Origin of the sequence: Pauljensenia sp. 20925_1_34, assembly GCF_041432775.1 — a bacterium.
In the GTDB taxonomy this organism is placed as follows: domain Bacteria; phylum Actinomycetota; class Actinomycetes; order Actinomycetales; family Actinomycetaceae; genus Pauljensenia.
Genome location: NZ_JAPWAG010000021.1, coordinates 12,914 through 33,299 on the forward strand (window position 1 = coordinate 12,914; position 20,386 = coordinate 33,299).

At 67.2% G+C, this 20,386-nt stretch carries 15 protein-coding genes; 10 read left to right on the forward strand and 5 right to left on the reverse strand.

The features are described 5' to 3' along the window. Window positions 1–239 precede the first annotated feature (239 nt). Together O3669_RS08155 and O3669_RS08160 are read left to right on the forward strand one after the other, a co-directional pair. Entirely contained in the window at window positions 240–536 is a 297-nt protein-coding gene (locus O3669_RS08155) for a YtxH domain-containing protein (protein ID WP_371524325.1), read from the forward strand. Next, window positions 533–1,690: a VIT1/CCC1 family protein gene (locus O3669_RS08160; protein ID WP_371524326.1), complete on the forward strand. Its 1,158-nt coding sequence runs from the start codon at window positions 533–535 to the stop codon at window positions 1,688–1,690. Before O3669_RS08155 ends, O3669_RS08160 begins: the two co-directional genes overlap by 4 nt. Window positions 1,691–1,837: 147 nt before the next feature. Here O3669_RS08160 and O3669_RS08165 read toward each other — a convergent pair whose 3' ends face one another. Then, a complete protein-coding gene (locus O3669_RS08165; RefSeq protein ID WP_371524327.1) occupies window positions 1,838–2,749 on the reverse strand; it encodes a hypothetical protein in 912 nt (303 codons plus the stop codon). 419 nt (window positions 2,750–3,168) lie between these two features. On the opposite strand from O3669_RS08165, the gene O3669_RS08170 reads away from it, so the two are divergent. From O3669_RS08170 to O3669_RS08200, 7 genes are all read left to right on the forward strand, one after another. Continuing rightward, window positions 3,169–3,723 carry a DUF6301 family protein gene (locus O3669_RS08170; RefSeq protein WP_371524328.1) on the forward strand — a complete coding sequence of 185 codons (555 nt, stop codon included), beginning with the start codon at window positions 3,169–3,171 and terminating at the stop codon, window positions 3,721–3,723. A 232-nt stretch (window positions 3,724–3,955) separates the two neighbouring features. Then, window positions 3,956–4,906, forward strand: coding sequence for an ADP-ribosylglycohydrolase family protein (locus O3669_RS08175; protein ID WP_371524329.1), 951 nt, complete (start codon window positions 3,956–3,958; stop codon window positions 4,904–4,906). Between the two features lie 281 nt (window positions 4,907–5,187). Next, on the forward strand, window positions 5,188–10,539 hold the full coding sequence (locus O3669_RS08180; protein WP_371524330.1) for a DUF3418 domain-containing protein: 5,352 nt from the start codon (window positions 5,188–5,190) through the stop codon (window positions 10,537–10,539). 97 nt (window positions 10,540–10,636) lie between these two features. Then, a complete protein-coding gene (locus O3669_RS08185; protein ID WP_371524331.1) occupies window positions 10,637–11,149 on the forward strand; it encodes a SprT-like domain-containing protein in 513 nt (170 codons plus the stop codon). 553 nt (window positions 11,150–11,702) lie between these two features. Then, window positions 11,703–12,236, forward strand: a complete 534-nt coding sequence (locus O3669_RS08190) for a phosphoribosyltransferase (protein ID WP_371524332.1) — start codon at window positions 11,703–11,705, stop codon at window positions 12,234–12,236. A gap of 26 nt (window positions 12,237–12,262) precedes the next feature. Then, complete coding sequence (locus O3669_RS08195; protein ID WP_371524341.1) at window positions 12,263–12,943, forward strand: AAA family ATPase; 681 nt, start codon at window positions 12,263–12,265, stop codon at window positions 12,941–12,943. 316 nt (window positions 12,944–13,259) lie between these two features. After that, complete coding sequence (locus tag O3669_RS08200) at window positions 13,260–14,609, forward strand: cytochrome c biogenesis protein/redoxin (RefSeq protein ID WP_371524333.1); 1,350 nt, start codon at window positions 13,260–13,262, stop codon at window positions 14,607–14,609. Window positions 14,610–15,038: 429 nt separating this feature from the next. On the opposite strand, the gene O3669_RS08205 is transcribed toward O3669_RS08200, so the two are convergent. Then, the gene (locus O3669_RS08205) at window positions 15,039–15,824 is read right to left on the reverse strand and encodes a hypothetical protein (protein WP_371524334.1); all 786 of its coding nucleotides are present in this window, start codon (window positions 15,822–15,824) and stop codon (window positions 15,039–15,041) included. A gap of 524 nt (window positions 15,825–16,348) precedes the next feature. Here O3669_RS08205 and O3669_RS08210 point away from each other — a divergent pair. Next, complete coding sequence (locus O3669_RS08210) at window positions 16,349–17,293, forward strand: endonuclease domain-containing protein (protein ID WP_371524335.1); 945 nt, start codon at window positions 16,349–16,351, stop codon at window positions 17,291–17,293. 152 nt (window positions 17,294–17,445) lie between these two features. Here O3669_RS08210 and O3669_RS08215 read toward each other — a convergent pair whose 3' ends face one another. From O3669_RS08215 to O3669_RS08225, 3 genes are all read right to left on the reverse strand, one after another. Further along, window positions 17,446–18,006, reverse strand: coding sequence for a low molecular weight protein-tyrosine-phosphatase (locus O3669_RS08215; protein WP_371524336.1), 561 nt, complete (start codon window positions 18,004–18,006; stop codon window positions 17,446–17,448). 94 nt (window positions 18,007–18,100) lie between these two features. Beyond that, entirely contained in the window at window positions 18,101–18,844 is a 744-nt protein-coding gene (gene mtnN / locus O3669_RS08220) for a 5'-methylthioadenosine/S-adenosylhomocysteine nucleosidase (protein ID WP_371524342.1), read from the reverse strand. A gap of 409 nt (window positions 18,845–19,253) precedes the next feature. Then, entirely contained in the window at window positions 19,254–20,267 is a 1,014-nt protein-coding gene (locus O3669_RS08225; protein ID WP_371524337.1) for a class C sortase, read from the reverse strand. Window positions 20,268–20,386 lie beyond the last annotated feature (119 nt).

Below are 20,386 nucleotides of genomic sequence, written 5' to 3' on the forward strand. Positions count from 1 at the left end.
AAACATAGCGCGTTTGCCGCCCTGAAGGAAAGGGGATGCCCACAGTGCGCGCAAATGTGACAAGGGGACGAGGCCTTGGCTGGACTCCGAGAGAAATCTCCCCTAGGCGGCAGGGGCGTGCGTGCGGGGGCGGGCCGCCACTAAGATAAAGGGTGGATATGCGCGGGTGAACAGGCCCGCGCGAGGGCGTTGACCCTGATCGCGGGGCGGCGCCCCCACGCAGCGAGAGAAGGACACTCATGGGAACCAAGACCGGCATCCTCATCGGCGTTGGCATCGGATACGTTCTGGGCGCGCGCGCCGGGCGTGAACGCTACGAGCAGATCCGTGCCGGCGCCTCGAAGGTTCGCCGTTTCCCGATCGTCGCGCGCCCCCTGGACGCCGCGGGCCAGAAGGTGTCGGATATTGTGCGAGCGGGCGGCGAGCAGGTGACCGACAAGGTCGCCGACGCCGTCAAGGAGCGCCTGTTCGGCGCGCCCTCCTCCCAGCCGACGACGGTCGATGCGCAGGCTACCTCCTCGACGACCCAGCGTTGAGCGCACTGGGGAACGAGGCCTCGGCAATGAACGCGGACCAGGTGGCCTCCGACCGGGAGCCGACGCGCGAGCAGATTAAGCGCTGGCGCAAGCACCTGGCGGAGGAGCGCATGGAGGCGCGCACCTACCGTGACCTATCGGAGCGTCGCACGGGCGAGGAGCGCGCGGTCCTCTTGCAGCTTGAGGAGGCGGAGCGCCGCCACGAGGAGTATTGGCTGGCGCGCCTGGGTGAGCGGGCCCTGCCTGCGCCGAAGCCGCCGCTGCGCACGCGCGCCGCGTCCGTCCTCGCCCACCTTTTCGGCACGATCTTCATTCTGGCGATGGCCCAGCGCGCCGAGCAGCGTTCCGCTCGCGACGTGGATGATGACGTGCCGACGCACATGCAGGCGGACGAGCATATTCACGCCGAGGTCATTCGTTCCCTGGCGGCCAAGTCCCGCGAGACGCTGGCGGGCACGTTCCGCGCGGCGGTGTTTGGGGCGAATGACGGCCTGGTGTCGAACTTGGCGCTTGTGCTGGGTGTGGCGGCGTCGGGCATGGAGCCGCACGTCGTGTTGCTGACGGGCGTGTCGGGCCTGCTCGCGGGTGCTTTGTCGATGGGTGCTGGCGAGTGGGTGAGCGTGCGCAGTCAGCGTGAGCTGCTTGACGCCTCGATCCCGGATCCGGACGCGCATCAGGCGGTCCCGGATTTGGACGTGGACGCGAACGAGCTGGCCCTCGTGTTTCGTGCGCGCGGGGAGAGCGAGGAGGAGGCGGAGGCTCACGCGAAGCAGGTTTTCGCGCGTCTCGCTAAGCCGGCGACCGGCGAGTCCGGCGCGATCGCGGTGCGCGCCGCGCTGGGCGGCAGCCCCGAGTTGGACGGCGCGGGCGAGCAGGTGGGCACGCCCATGAAGGCGGCGCTGTCCTCGTTCTGTTTCTTCGCGGCGGGCGCGTTCTTCCCGCTGGTTCCCTACATTCTGGGCCTGACTGGCCTGACGGCTATCGCCGTCGCGGCCGCGATTGTGGGCGTGGCCCTGCTGTTCACGGGCGGCGTGGTCGGCATCCTGTCGGGCCAGCCTCCGATGCCTCGCGCACTGCGCCAGCTCGTCGTGGGTTACGGCGCCGCGGGCGTCACCTACCTGCTGGGCTTGTTGTTCGGCACGACGGTCGCCTGAGTCTTCCACGCCGGGAACGAGGCCGGGGCCGCCTCGTGCTTCCCCTGACCTCAAGGGCGTGGTGAGGCGGCCCAGACCAGCATTCCCGTATCGTCACGCGGTCACATTGGCGCGACTGATTGTCGCGCGAGAGCGCAGGGTGCCGTGTCACCACGGCCAGTAACGCTGATTTTGTGCCGGCTTGGGCTCAACCCTGTGCCCGTGTTCGCCGACGACTTGATCGAAGATGTCGCCGGAATCGACGATGTCAAATTGCCATCCAATACGACGCCCGTGACCGTCAACGGCATCTGGCTCGAACGTCTCTTCCCACGTGTCCGGCTTGATACGGAAGAGGGCACGCGTGACGCCTCGATAGGCGGCGGCGACGTACTCAATTCCTTTCTGCTGGATCGTATCCTCGCTTAATTTCCACCACGAGCAAGTAGACTCACCGATTTCTTGGTAGTGCTGTTTTCGCACGGAGGACTCGAGCCACTCCCGTTTGTAGCCGTATCCCTGACGGGTTCCTCCTCCTGGAATGTCAGACTCATCGTCCACCCAGTCCCCCAGCGGAAAAATGAGGAGCGGCTCGTCATACTCGAGTACGGGAGCAGCCTTCTCCTCGATCAACCTCTCAAGACGCACGATCCCATGTCCACGAGAAGCTTCCTTGCGGAGATTTGTCAGTTGCTTTCGAGCCCCATCGGGATGACGCGACTCCCCCTTGTCTAGCGGCACGACCGGGAAAGACGTCAGGAGGTCGATACACGCGGCTTCCACCTGCGTATATTCAGCCTTGTTCAGCCCATGACGAATAATCCAAATATCAATGTCGCCGTCAAGTTCGCGGATTTTACGCACTTTGTCTGAAAAGGCCTGCTCGTCCACCTCAGTCTCAAGGTCTCCGCCGTCATAGGTCCACAGGGCTTCTCGGCCGTGAGCCGCGAAGCGCTCCCCCGTTCCTTTCCCAATGTAGAAGGGAATTCCGTTGCGAGGGTCGACGAGCGCGTAGACATAGTGCCCGAGTTCGTCGGCAACCTGTCGAAGAACGTCGGGGGATACCTCATCTTTTGTCACAGACACCATTGTTCGCTTCTTTCTTTAGAGGAATAAACACACTTCCAATTTTACATGCAGGCCGAGGCGCTCGTTGTATCTGCGGAGACCGTTAGCGAAGTCGGTGCCGCAGGCCGGGATCCGCATGGAGGTCCCCTGTGCGACACTGGTCGCGCGCGGCGCGCTGTCGGGCCTGGCGGTCGGTGACGCTCTGGGCACTGACACGCCGTTCCACGAACTATGTCGATGAATCCGGATGTCTGGCACGACGTCAAGACGGGGCGCATCAGCCTGCACTCAGACGTGTCATTCACGCGCACCGCCGATCTGGGGAAGATTCGCTTTGCGACGACACCAATCACGCTCGCACCGCACCACATGGATACCATTGATGCGAAAACTGCCGCATGGACTGACGCGGCAGGAAGAGGGGACACCCCATGGATCAGACACGGTTGAATCCCGAGCATGTGCGTGTCACGCCCGAGGGGGCGCGCATGATGACTCCATCGCGCCTCAGCGAGATCCTCGACGCGTGGGAGTCTCTCACATGGCCCGCCAGCCGGGCGGACGCCGCGGCCTTCCGCGATCACTTCGGATGGACTCCCGACCCCAGAGAAAGCCTACTCTTCACCTCCGACGTCGTGCCCGAACGATCATCCTCCTACATCGTCTACAACGCCTTCGACGGCGTCGCAGGCCTTATGTTCTATCTCGCAGCGCACCTAGACCCACATGACAAGAAGCAATGCGAGCAAGCGTTTTCTTACTACAACGAGTACCTCGAACAACGCCTTCATAACCGACTGGCCAGCAAAAGAACATTCGACGAGTCCTGCGTTGAGCTTATCTCCCAGGATAAAATCCTCTACTTCCTCGGCGGCGCCGCAGACAAGATCACACTATCTCTGAACTCTCCATCGGAGACGGGTAACCTGCTCGACTTCCTCGACCGCAAAGCCCGCGGCGAACTGGAAGACTGGGAACGTGAGTAACAGATCCTGACGTTCCATGTGCCCACACCCAACAGATACCCAACAATGTCGCACGTAATTCCCCCACCCCTCTTTCAAACTTTGAAATCAGACCGTTGAAATCATGCGGTTTTCGACCGCACTCAAAAACTGACCCAAGGGAATTACGTGCGACATTTGTCGGTAAGCCAGAGCGCTCCTGGGGGACGAGGCCAGAAACCCGTTGAAGTGCGGCCTGTGGCACACTGTGGGGATGACAGATTTTCTTTCTCGCGCACGCGGTGCCCTGGTGGGCCTCGCCGTCGGTGACGCTCTGGGCACCACGAACGAGTTTCAGCCCGCGGGCTCCTTTGAGCCGATCACGGACATGGTCGGCGGAGGCGTCTTCGGCCTCGAACCAGGCCAGTGGACGGACGACACGTCGATGGCGCTGTGCCTGGCGGATTCTCTGCTGGCATTGAACCGCTACGACTCCTACGACGTCATGGAGCGCTACGACCGCTGGCGCAAGGACGGGTACCGCTCCTCGACTGGAACCTGCTTCGACATCGGCAACCAGGTGATGCGCTCCCTGTGGGACTTCCACGAGAACCCGCGCATCCCCGAGGGCGCGCCCCGCTCCACCAGCGCAGGCAACGGCGCGATCATGCGCCTGGCGCCCGTCGTCATCGCCGGCTTCGAGGAGCGCGAGATCCGCGAGATCGTCGTCACCGCTGGCCTGAGTGCGCGCGAGACCCACTATTCGGTCGAGGCCGAGGCCGCCACCGAGGTCTTCGCCGCCCTCCTCGTGGGCGCACTGCTGGGGTGGGCGCCGGAGCACATCATCAACGTCGGCTGGGCCTCAACGGGTCCCGCCTTCGACGAGATGGCCGCGCGCGTCATCAGTGACGACCCGGCCGAGCGCGCCTCGTGGGAGTCAGAGACCAGCGGTTACATCGTCAACGGCCTGCGCCTCGCTGTTCACGGCCTCCTGGATTTCCCGTCCTTCAAGGATGCGACCCTGGCGATCGCAAACCTTGGCGGGGACGCGGACACGAACTGCGCGATCTACGGCCAGCTGGGCGGCGCTTTCTACGGGATCGAGGCCATCCCGGCCTCGTGGAGGTCCACCCTGTACCAGGGCGAGGAGATCGACGCGCTTGCCCGCGCCCTCGTGGAGCTGCGCCTGGAAGAGCCGCTGACGCGTTTCGACGAGGACCTGTAAGCCCCCGCGGCCCGCGGCACGCCCCCGCGTCGTCGCTTCACCGCCCGCTGCACCCACGCCTCGTCAACCTACACCCAACAGATACCCAACAATGTCGCACGTAATTCCCCCACCCCTCTTTCAAACTTTGAAATCGGACCGTTGAAATCATGCGGATTTAAGCCGCACCCAAAAACTGACCGGAGGGAATTACGTGCGACTTTTGGTGTCTGAGCCCCTTCCGCCGCATCCCACGCGCCACTCAGCCACCGCCTCTGGCCAGCGACTAGACTGGCGGCATCATGCCTGACTCTCGCCCCACGCCTTCGTCCAACCCCAACGCACGCCGCCAACGCGCGCGCAACACGGGTCGCGGTTCCGACGATCAGCACGGCCCCCGCCCCACTCGCCGGACGGGCCGCCCGCAGCGCGAGCACGCGCGCAGCAACGACAGCAACCACGTCGACCGCGCGAACCGAAGCAATCGCCGCCCCCAGCGCGAGCACGCGCGCCCCTTTAAGCCCTTCACGCCGGAGCAGCTAGCCGAGCGCGCGGCCGCGATCCCGGTCATCTCCTTCCCGGACCTGCCGGTGAGCGCCCGCCGCGACGAGATCGCGCGCGCCATCCGCGACCACCAGGTGGTCATCGTGTCGGGCGAGACGGGCTCGGGTAAGACGACGCAGCTGCCGAAAATCTGCATGCAGCTGGGCCGCGGCGTGGCCGGCATGATCGGGCACACCCAGCCGCGCAGGCTCGCGGCGCGCTCGGTCGCGGACCGCATCGCCCACGAGCTGGGCCAGACCGTGGGCCGCGAGCGCGGCCAGGTGGTCGGCTACCAGGTGCGTTTCACGGACGAGGTCGGCCCCACGACCCTGGTCAAGCTCATGACGGACGGCATTCTGCTGGCGGAGATTCAGTCGGATCCGATGCTGCGCCGCTACGACACGCTCATCATCGACGAGGCCCACGAGCGCAGCCTGAACATCGACTTCATCTTGGGCTACGTGGCGCGCCTGCTGCCCGCGCGCCCGGACCTGAAGGTCATCATCACGTCGGCGACGATCGATTCGGACCGTTTTGCGCGCCATTTCGGCACGTGGGAGGGCACTCCCGGCTCGGGTCGCCTGATCGAGCCGGCGCCGGTCATCGAGGTGTCGGGCCGCACGTACCCGGTGGAGATCCGCTACCGTCCCCTCGGCCCGACGACGCCCTCGTCGTACACGTCCGAGGCCTCGGCGCAGCAGGCGAACGATCCCACCGAGACCGTCGAGACCACTGACGTCACCGAGTCCGGCCCCATGCAGTTGGTCCTGGAGGACCCGGACGACGAGCTGGCGACGCTGGGCTACGGCATGGGCGAGGACATCGACGTGGAGACCGCGATCTGCCACGCGGTGGACGAGCTGAGCGCGGAGGGCGACGGCGACATCCTGGTCTTCCTGCCCGGCGAGCGCGACATCCGCGACACGGAGGCGGCCCTCCTCGATCACTTGAAGGGACGAGGCCGGCGCGCGGGAGACGACAAGGGCGCACGCCCGGGGGACATCGAGATCCTGCCCCTGTACGCGCGGCTGACGGCGGCCGAGCAGCATCGCGTGTTCGAGCCGCACCGGCTGCGCCGCGTGGTCCTGGCGACGAATGTCGCGGAGACATCGCTGACGGTGCCGGGCATCCGCTACGTCATCGACCCGGGTTTGGCGCGTATTTCCCGCTATTCCAACAAGACGAAGGTGCAGCGCCTGCCGATCGAGCCGGTCAGCCAGGCCAGCGCGAACCAGCGCGCGGGCCGCTGCGGCCGAGTCGCCGAAGGCGTGGCGATCCGCCTGTTCTCCCAGGCCGACTACCTCTCGCGCCCGCGTTTCACGGAGCCGGAAATCCTGCGCACGTCGCTGGCCAGCGTCATCTTGCAGATGGCGTCCCTCGGCCTGGGCGCGGTCGAAGACTTCCCATTCCTGGACGCCCCGGATCGGCGCGCGGTGCGCGACGGCGTGGCCCTCCTCGTCGAGATCGGCGCGCTCGCGTCCGGCGAGCCGCAGGAGCGCCGAGGCCGTGGCGACCGTTCCCGCACACGCGACGAACGCGGCACACACGACGCAGGCAACGCGCGGGATACCCGCGAGGATCAGGACGCCTCGGGCACCGCGCCCACCGCCCGGGACGCTGAGCAGCCGGACGCGGCCCAGGCCTCGTCCCAGTACAGGCTCACCGGCATCGGCCGGGACCTGGCGCGCCTGCCGATCGACCCGCGCCTGGGGCGCATGCTGCTGGAGGCCGAGCGCCTGGGATGCGCCTCGGAGGTGCTCGTCATCGTGGCGGCGCTGTCGATCCAGGACGTGCGCGAGCGTCCGGCCGAGCATCAGGGCACGGCGGACGCCTCGCACGCGCGTCTGGCGGACCCGCATTCGGACTTCATCACCTACCTGAACCTGTGGCGCTACCTGGCGGTGCAGGCCCGCGACCTGTCGGGCTCGGCGTTCCGGCGCATGTGCCGCGCGGAGTTCTTCCACTACCTGCGGTGGCGCGAGTGGCGCGACGTGGTCGGCCAGCTGCGCCAGATGGCGCGGGCGCTGGGGATCGGCGTGGGGCCGGTGGGCGAGCCGTCGACGGGCGACGTCGTGGAGGCCGCCCGCTTCGGCGGTGCGCAGGACGCGGCCGTGCGCGCGGTCCTGGCCTACGGGCAGGGCACGGCGAGCGTGGACGCGGACCAGGTGCACCGCTCGCTGCTGGTCGGCCTGCTGTCCTACCTGGGGTCGTGGGACGAGACGAAGCGCGACTACGAGGGCGCGCGCGGCACGCACTTCACGATCTGGCCGGGCTCGGGCGTGAGCGGGCACCCCGCCTGGGTGATGACGGCGGAGCTCGTGGAGACCTCGCGCCTGTTTGCGCGCACGGTGGCCCGCATCCGCCCGGAGTGGGTGGAGCCGGCGGCGCGCGGCCTGCTCAAGCGCTCGTATTCGGAGCCGTTCTGGTCGGTCGGCAAGGGCGCGGCGATGGTCCGCGAGCGCGTGACCCTCTACGGGCTGACGCTGGCGGCGGACCGCGAGGTGCTGCTGGGCCGCCTGGGTGACCTCGTCATCGACGAGGCCGTGGCCGCCTCGCGCTCTCACGCTCCGCGCGCGGGGTCGTTGGAGGCGTTGGCGGCCGGCTTGGTGTCGGCGTCGAAGGACCCCCTGTCGTCCGGGTCGTTTGAGCCGCGTCATTTCGAGGAGTTGGCGGCCACGCGCGAGGGGACGACAGCGCACGAGCTGGCCCGCGAGATGTTCATTCGCAACGCCCTGGTGGATGGCCAGTGGAGGGAGAGGCACGGTTTCCAGCGCCGAAACGAGGCCCTGGTGGAGCAAGCGCGCGAGGTTGAGCGCCGCAGCCGCACCCACGGCCTCGTCGCGGACGAGCAGGCGCGCTTCCGTTTCTTCGACGACCTAATCCCCGAGCACGTGACCAGCGCGGCGGCGTTCAACCGCTGGTGGAAGGACGAGCGCCGCGAGCGCCCGGATCTACTCATTTACCCGGCGTCCCTGCTGATGCCGCGCGAGGCGACGTCGGGCGAGGGCTTCCCGGACCGGTGGCAGTGCGGCGAGCTGTCGCTGCCCTTGAGCTACGAGTTCGCGCCGGGCAGCCCGCGCGACGGCGTGTCGATGCGCATCCCGATCGAGGTGCTCGAGCGCGTGAGCGATGCGGGCACGGACTGGCTGGTGCCCGGCATGCGCGAGGACCTGCTGACCGAGGCAATCCGCGCGCTGCCCAAGGGCGTGCGCCGCCTCCTGGCCCCCGCGCCGGACGTGGCCGCGTCGGTCGCGCGCTGGATCGAGCAGGCGGGTGACAAACCGGCCGAGGCCGTGGTGGCGTCGGCGGGTTCCGACGCTGCGGGGTCCGGCGGTGCGGGGTCCGGCGGTGCGGGGTCAGCGAAGGGCGGCGGGAAGAAGACCGCCCAGTCCGACGAGCCTGACCCCCTAAGCCTGGACGCCGCGATGGGCCGCCTGGCCGCGTGGGGCGCGACCTCGGGCCGAGTCTCGACGCGCAATTCTCCCGCAAAGGCCTCCAAGAAGGGCGCGCAGAAGGCCACCGCACAGCAGGTCTCGGCGGGAGCGAGCGCGGGCGCGACGGGCACAGCGGCGCAGCCGCGCACAGCGGCGCAGCCGCGCACAGCGGCGCAGCCGGGCGCGAATCCCACGACCGGCACGATCGTCGGCACTGGGAGTCACGCGGGAGCAGTCGCATCGGGCGCGGCCACGTCGGCCAACGCCTCCGGCACTGCTGCCCCCACGCGTCGCACGCTCACCGACGGCCCCGTCCTGGACGCCCTCGCTCACGCGGTGCGCGTCCTGCGCGGCGTAGACCTGTCCGACTCCGACCTGGCGCACGCGCGCGCCCACCTGCCTGACCATCTGCGCATGACCTTCGTCGTCACCGACGCGTCGGGCAAGGAGCTGGGCTCGGGCAAGGACCTGGCCTACCTGCAACGCTCCCTGGCCAGCGCCGCCAACAAGGCGGTGCGCACGGCCGTGCGCGCGGCCCTCGAGGAGGCCAGTGAGAAGCAGACCCGCAGGAACAAGCGCGGGCGCAGCACCTCAGGGAAGGCCGCCACCGGCGCGAACAACACCGCGAGTGGAGTACCCTCCCCCACGGACACCTCCACGGGATCGCCCGGTGGGGAGAGTCCCTCCACCCGCGCCTCCGACTCCAGCGAGGGCGCGCAGTCAGCACCCGGGGGCGCGCATGCGCCGAAGGGCACCCAGGCCTCGTCCCCGGACCCCACCTTCCACGCCGACGGCATCACGCAGATGCCGACGCTGCCGCGCTCGATCACGCAGACCTCGGGCGCGATGACGCTGCGGGCGTTCCCCGCGCTGGTCCCCCAGGGCAGCGCCGCGGCCCCCGCGGCAGGCGTGCGCGTCATGGCGAGCGCCGCCGAGGCCGACCGCGAGCACCGTGCCGGCCTCGCCCGCCTGCTGCTCACCCGCGTCGCCCTGGCAACGAACCGCGTCACCACGCGGTGGACGGGCCGCGAGGCCCTCATGCTGGCGGCCTCCCCCTACGCGGACACGGCGGCCCTGGTCGCGGACGCGCAGCTGGCCTCGGCCCTCGCCCTGGTCGACGAGCTGAGCACCCCGGCCGACGTGCGCGATCCCGAGGCCTTCGAAACCCTCGTCGCGGCCGCGCGCGACGCCCACGAGGACCGCGTCTACCAGATCCTCTCCCACGTCGTGCGGGCCCTGGAGGCCAGCGCCGAGGCCGACGCCGCCGTGCGCTCCCACCCGCAGGCCTCGCTCGAGGAGACGACGCGCGACGTCGCCCGCCACGGGCGCACCCTCCTGTACGAGGGCTTCGTGTCGGCCACCCCGGCCTCGGCGCTGCCGCACCTGGGGCGCTACCTGCGCGCGGGGGCCGTGCGCATTGAGCGCGCCGCTTCCTCGCCGGGGGCGCTGGGGCGCGACCTGGAGGACATGGACCGCATCCACGAGGCCGAGGCCGAGATCGCCGCCACGCGGCAGGCCCTGGAGCGTCGGCCCTACGACGCCCGCGCCGCCGCCGCGCTCACGCAGGCGCGGTGGATGGCCGAGGAGCTGCGCGTCTCCATGTTCGCCCAGACCCTGGGAACACCCAACAAGGTCTCCATGAAGCGCCTCCTCGGCGTGCTCGCGGGGGCGCGATGAAGCGGGCCAACATGCATGCCTCCATGTTCGCCCAGACCCTGGGCACGCCGGGCAATGGCGCCCCGAAGCGCCTGCTCGGCATGCTCGCGGGGGCGCGATGAAGCGGGACGAGGCGCGCACCCTCGCGCGCTCACTCATGGACGCGGCGGGGTTGGCCGACTGGCGTTTCCGCTTCGACCACGCCAAGCGGCGGGCCGGGGCGTGCACGCACTCCACGCGCACGATCAGCCTGTCCGGGCCTCTCACCGACCTGTACGACGAGGACACGATCCGCGGCGTCATCCTGCACGAGATCGCCCACGCCCTCGTCGGCCCCGCCCACGGGCACGACGCCGCGTGGAAGCGGGCGGCCCGTGCCCTCGGCGCGCCTGACTCCGCGCGATTGTCCTCCTCCCTCCCCGCCCCGGACGCGCCCTGGGTGGGCACGTGCCCTCGCTGCGGCGCCACGCGACGCCTGTACCGCGCCCCGCGCCGCGTCTCCTCGTGCGGGGTGTGCTCGCGCTCCTTCGACCCCGCGCTCATCCTCGCGTGGGAGCATCACGGGAAGGCGGCCTCGCCCGGGCGCGCCTACGAGCGCGAGCTCGCCTCGATCCGCCGCTCTCGCCGCTGACCGCCGCCTGGCACCCTGGAACCCACGCCGCCCGGCACCCACACCACATCCGGCTTCACACCCCGGTTACCCAAAAATGTCGCACGTAATTCCCCCCTCACTCTTTCAAACTTTGAAATCGCACTGTTGGTATTTCAACGTTTGTAGACAGGTTAAAAACTGACTCGACGGAAATTACGTGCGACTTTTGGGAGGGACCCACCAACCACGCACGGACCCCTTCCCCACCCCGGCCTCACACACCCGGTTACCCAAAAATGTCGCACGTAATTCCCCCCTCAGTCTTTCAAACTTTGAAATCGCACTGTTGGTATTTCGACGTTTGTGGACAGGTTAAAAACTGACTCGACGGAAATTACGTGCGAGTTTTGGGGAGGGGCCTCCCAGGCCCAGCCTCGGGCCCAGCCTCGAGGCCAGCCGGGCCTGCCGGGGCCGGAATGCTGCCCGCGGCGTGCATCTGCCCACGTCACAGGCCCGAACACAGCCAAAGGCAAGCAGACACACACCCCCCGGGGATACCCTTGATCCCAACACCCCCCGAGAGAAGGAAGCCATGGGTACCATCGCCAGCCCCGACGCCAGCACCGCTCCCGACCGCGAAGTCCTCACATGGCAGGGCTTCGGCGACGCGTCCCGCGAGCTCACCCAGCAGATCATTGACTCCGGGTGGATCCCGGACCTGATTGTCGCGATTGCGCGCGGCGGCCTCATTCCCGCGGGCGCGATTGCCTACGCGATGGACGTCAAGGCGATCGGCACGATGAACGTCGAGTTCTACTCCGGCATCGGCGAAACCCTCGACGAGCCCATGCTGCTTCCCCCGCTCATGGACGTCTCCGCGATGGACGGCAAGCGTGTCCTCGTCGTCGACGACGTCGCCGACTCCGGCAAGACCCTCAAGATGGTCATGGACCTCATCGACGAGCACGGCCTCACTCTCGACGGCTCCGCCGCCGTGCGCGTCGAGGCGCGCAGCGCGGTGATCTACAAGAAGCCGGTCTCCATCATCGACCCCGACTACGTGTGGGCACACACCGACAAGTGGATCAACTTCCCCTGGTCGACGCTTCCCGTCATCAAGCCCTGAGGCAGGCGCAGATGGGCAACGAGGCCATGGCAGGCGCAGTGGAATCGCAGCAGGAGGGCGGACCCCGGGAGGGCGCGCAAGCCTCGTCGATGACCGCTCGCATTGTCGAGGCCGTGGTGCGCCGCGCACGCCTCGGTGACCCCGTGCGCGTGTTGGGGCTGACCGGCCCGCCGGGGACGGGCAAGACGACGATTGCGGCCGAGCTGGCTCGCGCCCTCCCGCAGGCGGGCATCCCGGTCGCAGGGCTCGCGCCCATGGATGGCTTCCACATGTCGAACGCGCTGCTGGCGGCGCGCGAACTGGCGGACCATAAGGGTGCGCCCGACACCTTTGACGTAGGCGGATACGTAGCTCTCCTGGGGCGGGTGCGCCGCGCGAACGGCGTGGTGTTGGCTCCCGATTATCGGCGCGACCTGCACGAGCCGGTTGCCGCGTCTCTGCCTATCGAGGTCGACGGCGTTGTCATCACCGAGGGCAACTACCTGGGTCTCGAACTGCCCGGCTGGGCCGACGTGCGAGGCCTCATTGACCTGCTCGTTTATATCGACACCCCTTTTGACGAGCTGGCCTCTCGCCTGATTGAGCGGCACATGAGTTTTGGGCGCGATCGCGCGGATGCGGCGCACTGGGTGCGCACGGTGGACGCGGCGAACATGGCGCTTGTGGAGCGCACGAAGGCCCGCGCGGACCTCGTTCTCTCCCTCTAGCGCGCGCCCCCACGCGCCTGCACCCCCGCGCCTCCACGCCTGCACCCCCGCGCCTCCACGCCTGCGAGCCTGCACACCCGCGCCTCCACACCCGGTTACCCAAAAATGTCGCACGTAATTTTCACCGGGTCAGTTTTAGAGTACGGCCGAAAAGCGCATGATTTCAACGATCCGATTTCAAAGTTTGAAGTTCTCGGGAGGGAATTACGTGCGACTTTTGGGTGTCGGGTAATTAACACCAACCCAAGCCCAGGATTTTCACACCTCCAGGCGCCACGTCGCGCACATTTCCACCCTTTACAAGTAAGGTGAACCTATGTTCCTTTTGCTTGGTCTTCTTGGCGGTCTCGTCACGGGCATTTCTCCGTGCATTCTTCCCGTCCTCCCCGTCCTCTTCCTCGGCGCCGCCGGGGGACGCGATTCCGCAAAGGCCGCCACGGCCTCGTCCCCTGAGAACGCGAGCAACAGCGTCGATCCCGGGCTCTTCCGCGTCGCGCCGGGCGTGAACGTCGGCAAGGGCAGCGGCTCCCCCAAGGTCGCCGCACGCAAGGCCGGCGACGACTCGCCGAGCGTCGCGCGCCGCCCCCTGCTGATCGTCGCCGGCCTGATCACCTCGTTCATGCTGATCACGGTTGCAGGGTCGGCGCTGCTGAGCCTGCTGCACCTGCCGCAGACCGCGATCCGCTGGGCGGGCATTGTGCTGCTTGTGGCCGTGGGCATCGGCATGATCGTTCCGAAGGTTATGGAGGTCCTGGAGCGCCCGTTCGCGCGCCTGGCACCCCGCACGACGGGAGATAGTGCGGGCTTCGGCCTGGGCCTGGTGCTGGGCGCGGCGTTCGTGCCCTGCGCGGGGCCGGTCCTGGCCTCGGTGATCGTCGCTTCGAACACGGGCCAGTTCACCTGGCACATTGTAGGCCTGGCGATTTCCTTCGCGGTGGGCCTGTCGATTCCGCTGCTGGCCGTGGCTCTGGCGGGATCGGGCGTGGCCGCGAGCTTCCTCAAGGCCCGCCAGCGCCCGCTGCGCATCGCCGCCGGCGTCGCCATGATTGCCCTCGCGCTCGGCATCGCGACCGACGCGCCGGCCACCCTCCAGCGCATGATCCCCGACTACACGGCGTCCCTCCAGGCGGGCGAGGGCGAGGCGTGCGAAACCGGCGCCTGCGACCCCGAGACCGAGGTCGAGGCCCGCGGCGACTTCGCCCAGTGCGCGCGCGACTCCGGCTCCACCAAGGACTGCGGCGCCCTGCCGACCATCAACGCCTCCGAGTGGATGAACGCCCTCGGACAGCCCTCCGGCACGGTGACGCTCGTGGACTTCTGGTCGAGCTCGTGCACGAACTGCCAGCGTGAAATCCCCGAGCTTGAGCGCATCTACGAGAAGTACAAGGACTACGGCCTGGTCGTGGTCGGCGTGCACTCGCCCCAGCAGCCCCACGACCGCGACGCCGCCGTGGTCAGCGGCGCAATCACGAAGCTGGGCATCACCTACCCGGTGGCGCTGGACCCCGAGCTCGAGGCCTTCCAGGCCTACGGCGCCACCGCCTGGCCCACGCACTACATCGCAGGCGCGGACGGCCAGCTCCGCGAGGTCGGCCGCGGCACCAAGGGCGTCGAGGAGCAGATCCGTGCTCTTCTCGCCGAGGCCGGGGCAGCTCTCCCGGACTGAGCGACCGGCTCACTGCGGTGAGCAACTTAGTGACAGCGGGCGGCTACCCTCTCGGGTAGCCGCCCGTCGCATGTACCCGTACCGTCCTGCCGAGCAGGCGAGCTGAGCACGGTGTCACGCCTCTCGCGCCGACCGTACCCTGCCACCCCCCAGGCCTCGTTCGCCGATCCCTCGCTCCCCAGCCCAGGCCTCGTCCCCCGGCCGCGGCTTTTCTCCACACCCTCAAAGCCCAGTTACCCAAAAATGTCGCACGTAATTCCCCCACAGCTATTTCAACTTTTGAATTCAGATCGTTGAAATTCCGCGGTTTTCAGAGGACTCCAAAACTGACCATTTTAGAATTACGTGCGACTTTCGAGGGCCGCCGAGCATGGCGAACACACGGGATATCAGCCGCACAGATCCACGTCCCACGCGACCTCGCGCCGATCAGTGCCACTCGGCGTTACCGACAGCCCAGGTACCGTCCTCCTGCTCGACGAGGGTCAGGAACACCAGCGCGCGGACCGGCTCGTGCGAGTCGTCCGCGTAGGAGCGCGTGAAGCTGACGAGCCTCACCCACTTATTGCCTTCGCGGCGGGGTGATTCCCTGCCTTCGACGCCGATGTTCTCAATCGTGACAGTCGTGTGGGAGTGGTTCGGCACCAGCGGCAGGAACTCACCCTGCCCTCTCTCCAGCTCAGGGGTCGGCGTGTGTTTACGCTGCAGCTCGGGCGTTTCGTAGACGCTCGCGCGGATGGACGCGAACGCGTCCGTGACGTCGCGCGACGCGTCCCAGGTTTGATTGGTGATAACGTAGGCGGAGCACACCGCGTCGGCATCCTTGCGATCAACGGTGGACGGGTCGGGCAGGAGGTCGTCGAGCCACTGAACCGATGCTGGGTGCAGGCAGGTTCCGTCGGGCGCAGAGGTGCCGTCCTCACACGGGGGCATGCTCGAGGCCGTGGCCTCCGGGGTGGGAGCAGCCGCCTCAGACTGCGGCGCGGTGTCGGGTGCCTGTGAAGTCTCGCTGGGCGAGGACGAGGAGTCGCCACTCATTCCTCCGTTGGAATCGGAGCTCGCCTTCGAGGCCGTGGTTCCCGAGTCCGCGTTAGTCAGGAACGTACGTGCCATAAAGAAGCCACCGACGCCCAGGACGAGGGCAACGGCTGCGACAAGTGCAATGACGATCATTGTCGCCCGCTCGCCACGTGCAACTTTTTTCAGTGCGTTCATATGCTTCCTTAGTTCGTGTCGTGTATGCGCGCGCAATCGCCTGTGGCGTATGACCGCTCAGCGGCGTTGTCGTGCGCGACCAATACTCGTGCGTGAGCGCCCGGCTGACACGCTCGACGAGGTCCCACCAGGTTCCTCGCTACCCGCAGGCCGTGCAGCTGCTGACCGAGAAGTCAACGATCCCACCTTAATCCGTGACGCGAGCAACAAACAACCTCATCCCATTGGCGAGACGCGTTTGTCGACGGCTTCACCAGCCCCGCACTCGGCTCCGCCATGGAGTCGTTTCCAGACCCAGGCCACCCCCTTCACCCTGACCCACGCCCCCCGACCCACGCTTACCCAAAAATGTCGCACGTAATTCCCCCACAGATATTTCAACTTTTGAATTCACATCGTTGAAATTCCGCGGTTTTCAGAGGACTCCAAAACTTACCACCTTAGAATTACGTGCGACTTTCTGAGTTATCCACAGATTTTTCAAACTACACACACAAACTGCCACAAAGGTGCACAATAAGCCCATGGACCTCAACGAAGAGCTTCGTAAGCGACATGGAATCACACGAATCACGAGCCTGCACCACGCAGAGCTCACACCGGCGATGCTGCCACAATCCATCGGACACTACCGAGGCTGGATCTATGACAAGAACAGCTTCACTCTCGATCAGGTACGCGCCTTCGTCTACAACGCGTGCATCTCCTGCGTGAGCGCCGCGCACATGTACGGGCTTCCGATTCTCATGGAGGACCGCCCACACAAGACCCACCTATCGGTTGCATACAACCGAGGAATGCACCCGTCGAAACTACGACGCTTTGACGACGTGCTCATTCACAGGGAACCCATCCTGAGCGCCGAAGAGGAACGCACGCACGTAGCCAGCATCGGCACAGTCTTGGAGCGAGTGCTCGTCTGTATGCCTCTCAAGGTATCCCTACCGATGCTCGACGCCGCACGAAACCAAGGCTTGTACGACATCTCAACCCTGACGTTGCCAACGTCCGGCAGCAGAGTCCCCCACCTGCGCGAGGCCGCCCTGTCGACCGACCGCGCGCGGTCGATCCTGGAGACGGTTGCGCGCCTGATCCTGATCGACATGGGACTGAACCCGCAGGTGGGCGTATGGATCGAGGGGGTCGGCGAGGTCGACATGATCATCCTCGGCTTCATCGTCATCGAGGTGGACGGCTGGGCTTTCCATTCCTCGAAAGAACAGCGTGAGAAGGACCTGAAGCGCGACCGCGAGCTCCTGCGTCGCGGGTACGTGGTCCTGCGTTTCACCTACGACGATGTCATGAACGGCGATTTCGAGAGGGAGGTGCCCGAATCGGTGAAGGCGATCCGAGGCCTCGTGTCGCACGAGGACGCCGAGGGAGCTCGCGCGGCCGCCAAGAACATCGATTTCCTGCAGATCCTGGGCGGGCTCTACCTGCCGAACCACGGCCTCGGACAGGCGTCGTAACGCCCACACACCACGCTTACCCAAAAATGTCGCACGTAATTCCCCCACCGCTATTTCAACTTTTGAATTCACATCGTTGAAATTCCGCGGTTTTCAGAGGACTCCAAAACTGACCGTTTTGGAATTACGTGCGACATTGGGGGGAAGCGCGCTCAGCGGGCCAGGTCGAGGATGACCGGCGTAACTCGCTCGATGACCTCCAGGGTGTCCAGGAAGTCCTGGTGGCCGCCGTACCACGGGTCGGGCACGTCGCCGCGCCCCGCGGGGTCGAGGTCACGGTACAGGCAGATGCGTGGCCCCGCGCCCTCGTCGCTCACCGGAGCTCGGCCAGACAACGAGCCTGCTCCACCCGCAGGTCCCCCGCCTGCGCTCGGCGCGCCCCCGTACTCAACCCCCGCACGATCGGCGAGGCGCTGCAGCACGGTCAGGTGCCGCGAGGTCATGGCCAGGATCAGGTCCCACTCCCCCAGCTCACCCGCGCGGATCTGGCGCGCGCGGTGGTCGGGCACGGTGTATCCGGCGTCGCGCAGGACTCGGGCGGCGCGCCTGTCGATGGGGTTGCCTTGCTCCTCGTCGGAGACACCGGCGCTATCGACGACGATGTCCACGTCGGCGCGCGCGGCGGCCTGCTCGAGGACCGCGTGCGCCATCGTCGAGCGGCAGATGTTGCCGGTGCAGACCATGAGGACGCGGGCGGGGCGGGGCTGGGTCATGTGGGTTCCCTTCTGTGTGGGGCCTGTGGGACGAGGCCTGGGCGTGGCCCCCGTCCCCGTTTCCTTGCGGCGGTGGGACGCCCGCAAGCCCTCTTTACAGCAGGCTCAGGTACGCGCGAACGGCTTCGGCGCTGTGTCCGGCGGCGCGCTGTCCGTCCATGTGGAAGGCCTGGTCGGCGCTGGGCCCGCACAGGTCGGAGACAGCGCGCAGGGAGATCCAGTCGACGCTGGAGGACCAGCAGACTTGGGCCATGGCGCAGGTTTCCATGTCGGCGCCGATGGCGTCGGGGAAGCGCGTCCGCATGGGGTCGGCGACTTGTTCGGTGCAGAAGGAGTCGGAGGAGACGATGCGGCCTTCGCGCACGGTGTGAGCGATCAGCGCGGGCAGTTCGGCCAGTCGTGCGACGGCGGCGTCGGAGGAGGTGTAGTCGACGGGCATTTGGGGGACCTGGCCCATGGCGTAGCCGAAGGCGGTGGCGTCGGCCTGCCCGTAGATGGCGGTGGTGCCGACGGCGATGTCGCCGACGTTGATGTCGCGGGCGAGCCCGCCGGTGGTGCCGGCGGCGATGACGATGGGCGCGTCGACGAGGGTGAGGGCGCGCGCGGTGGCGGAGGCCGCGTTGGCCAGGCCGATGCCGGAGGTGACGACGAGGACGGTCTTGCCGTCGAGGATGCCGAGCGCGAAGCGCTGCGTCTTGTGGGTGCCGGCCAGCACGGCGTGCGGGGTTTCGTCGTCGCCGATGGGGGCGAGCGCGTGCAGGAGGGGCGCGGCCTCCATGTCCATGGCGGCTTGGATGATGGCGTCGACGCAGGTGCGCTGGGGGAAGCTGAGGTTCATGGGTCCATGGTAGGCGACGAGGCCGACTCGGGTCTCGCTCGCCTCGCCCGTGGGGTGCATCGACGAGGCCGTGGCGTGTTTGTCGGGCCCGTCCACTCCTGGGTCCCCCAAAAGTCGCACGTAATTTAACACGGTCATTTTTGGACATAGCCCACAAACGTTGCAATTCCAACGATGCAATTTCAAAATCTGAAATACGCACAGGGGAATTACGTGCGACATTGTTGAGGAACCAAGGGGCCGAGCCCCGGCCTCGTGCCTGTCAAGCGGCGCGGCGACGCTCGCGCGTTTTCGTCGCCCCGAGGGGCGGTGGTGGAAGGGGCCGGGTGGGAGGTCCGTGATCACTGGTCATGTCCGTCGGGGCCCGACTGACAGGCCTGCCGCTCCCACGTCTTTCGGCGCGAGGCTTTTACTCGTGACCGCGTTCCTCGAGCATCTTTCTGAGGGCGGCGGTGCGCCCGGCGTCGATCTCGTCATCGGTCATGGTCGCGGTCTGCGTGATCTGTTCGGCGCCCGAGAGCTCGGAGGGGGCCTCGACCGGCGAAGGCTTGTCCTTCCTGCGTTTGCGGGAGACGACCCACAGGACGGTGGAGACGACGATGATGAGGGCGACGGCGGCGAGGACGGCGATCATCCAGGGCTTCATGACGGCGCCCTTGACCTGCGCGGCTTCGGCGGCAACGGCCTCTTCGTCCATGGGCACGCGCTCGCCGGTGACGAGGAGGCGGTGGGTGTTGATGCCGTAGGGCGTGCAGGTGATGAGGGTGGCCAGGTCCTTGCCTTCGACCTTGTTGAGGGTCTCGGTTTCGTTGGGCAGGACGACGCGGATGTCGTTGATTTGGTATTTGAGGTGGCGGCCGGGGACTTCGATGTAGAAGACGTCGCCTTCCTTGAGGCTGGTGAGCTGGTCGAACATGGTGGCGGTGCCCAGGCCTGTGTGTCCGGTGAGGACGGTGTGCGTGGATTCGCCGCCGACGGGCAGGGCGGTGCCGAAGAGGTGGCCGATGCCCTTGTCGAGGGTCGCGGTTTCGGTGCCGTGGTAGATGGGGAGGTTGACGTCGATGGAGGGGATCTTGACGGTGGCCATGACGTCGTTGATGTTGAGCTGACTCAGGTATTCCTGGTAGGCCTCGGTGCCAGGGCGCTGGGCGTCGAGCCAGGGGTCGAGGATCGGCGACTCGGCAGCGTTGGCGTTGTATTCGTCGGCGCGGCGCAGGTTTTCGGCGACGGCGTCGGGGCCGACGTCTTCGGCGACGGCGCTGAATTGGGAGGCGATGGATTCCTGGCGGTAGTTGTTGTACTGGGTCGCGAAGACGGGGTACAGGAGGACCAGGATGCCGGCGAGGAGCAGGATCGGGGGCGCGATGGCGAGGAGGCGCCGCTTGAGGGGGCTCTTCTGTTTGTCGGGCGCTTGGGTGCTCACGCTTTCTCCGTTCATTGCCGAGGCCGTGGAAGTTTGTCTGGTTACAGGGTAGTACCGCTGGGGGCGGTGTGCGGGCAACGCGAGGGGGTGTGGACCCGCGGGTCCACACCCCCCTGTGT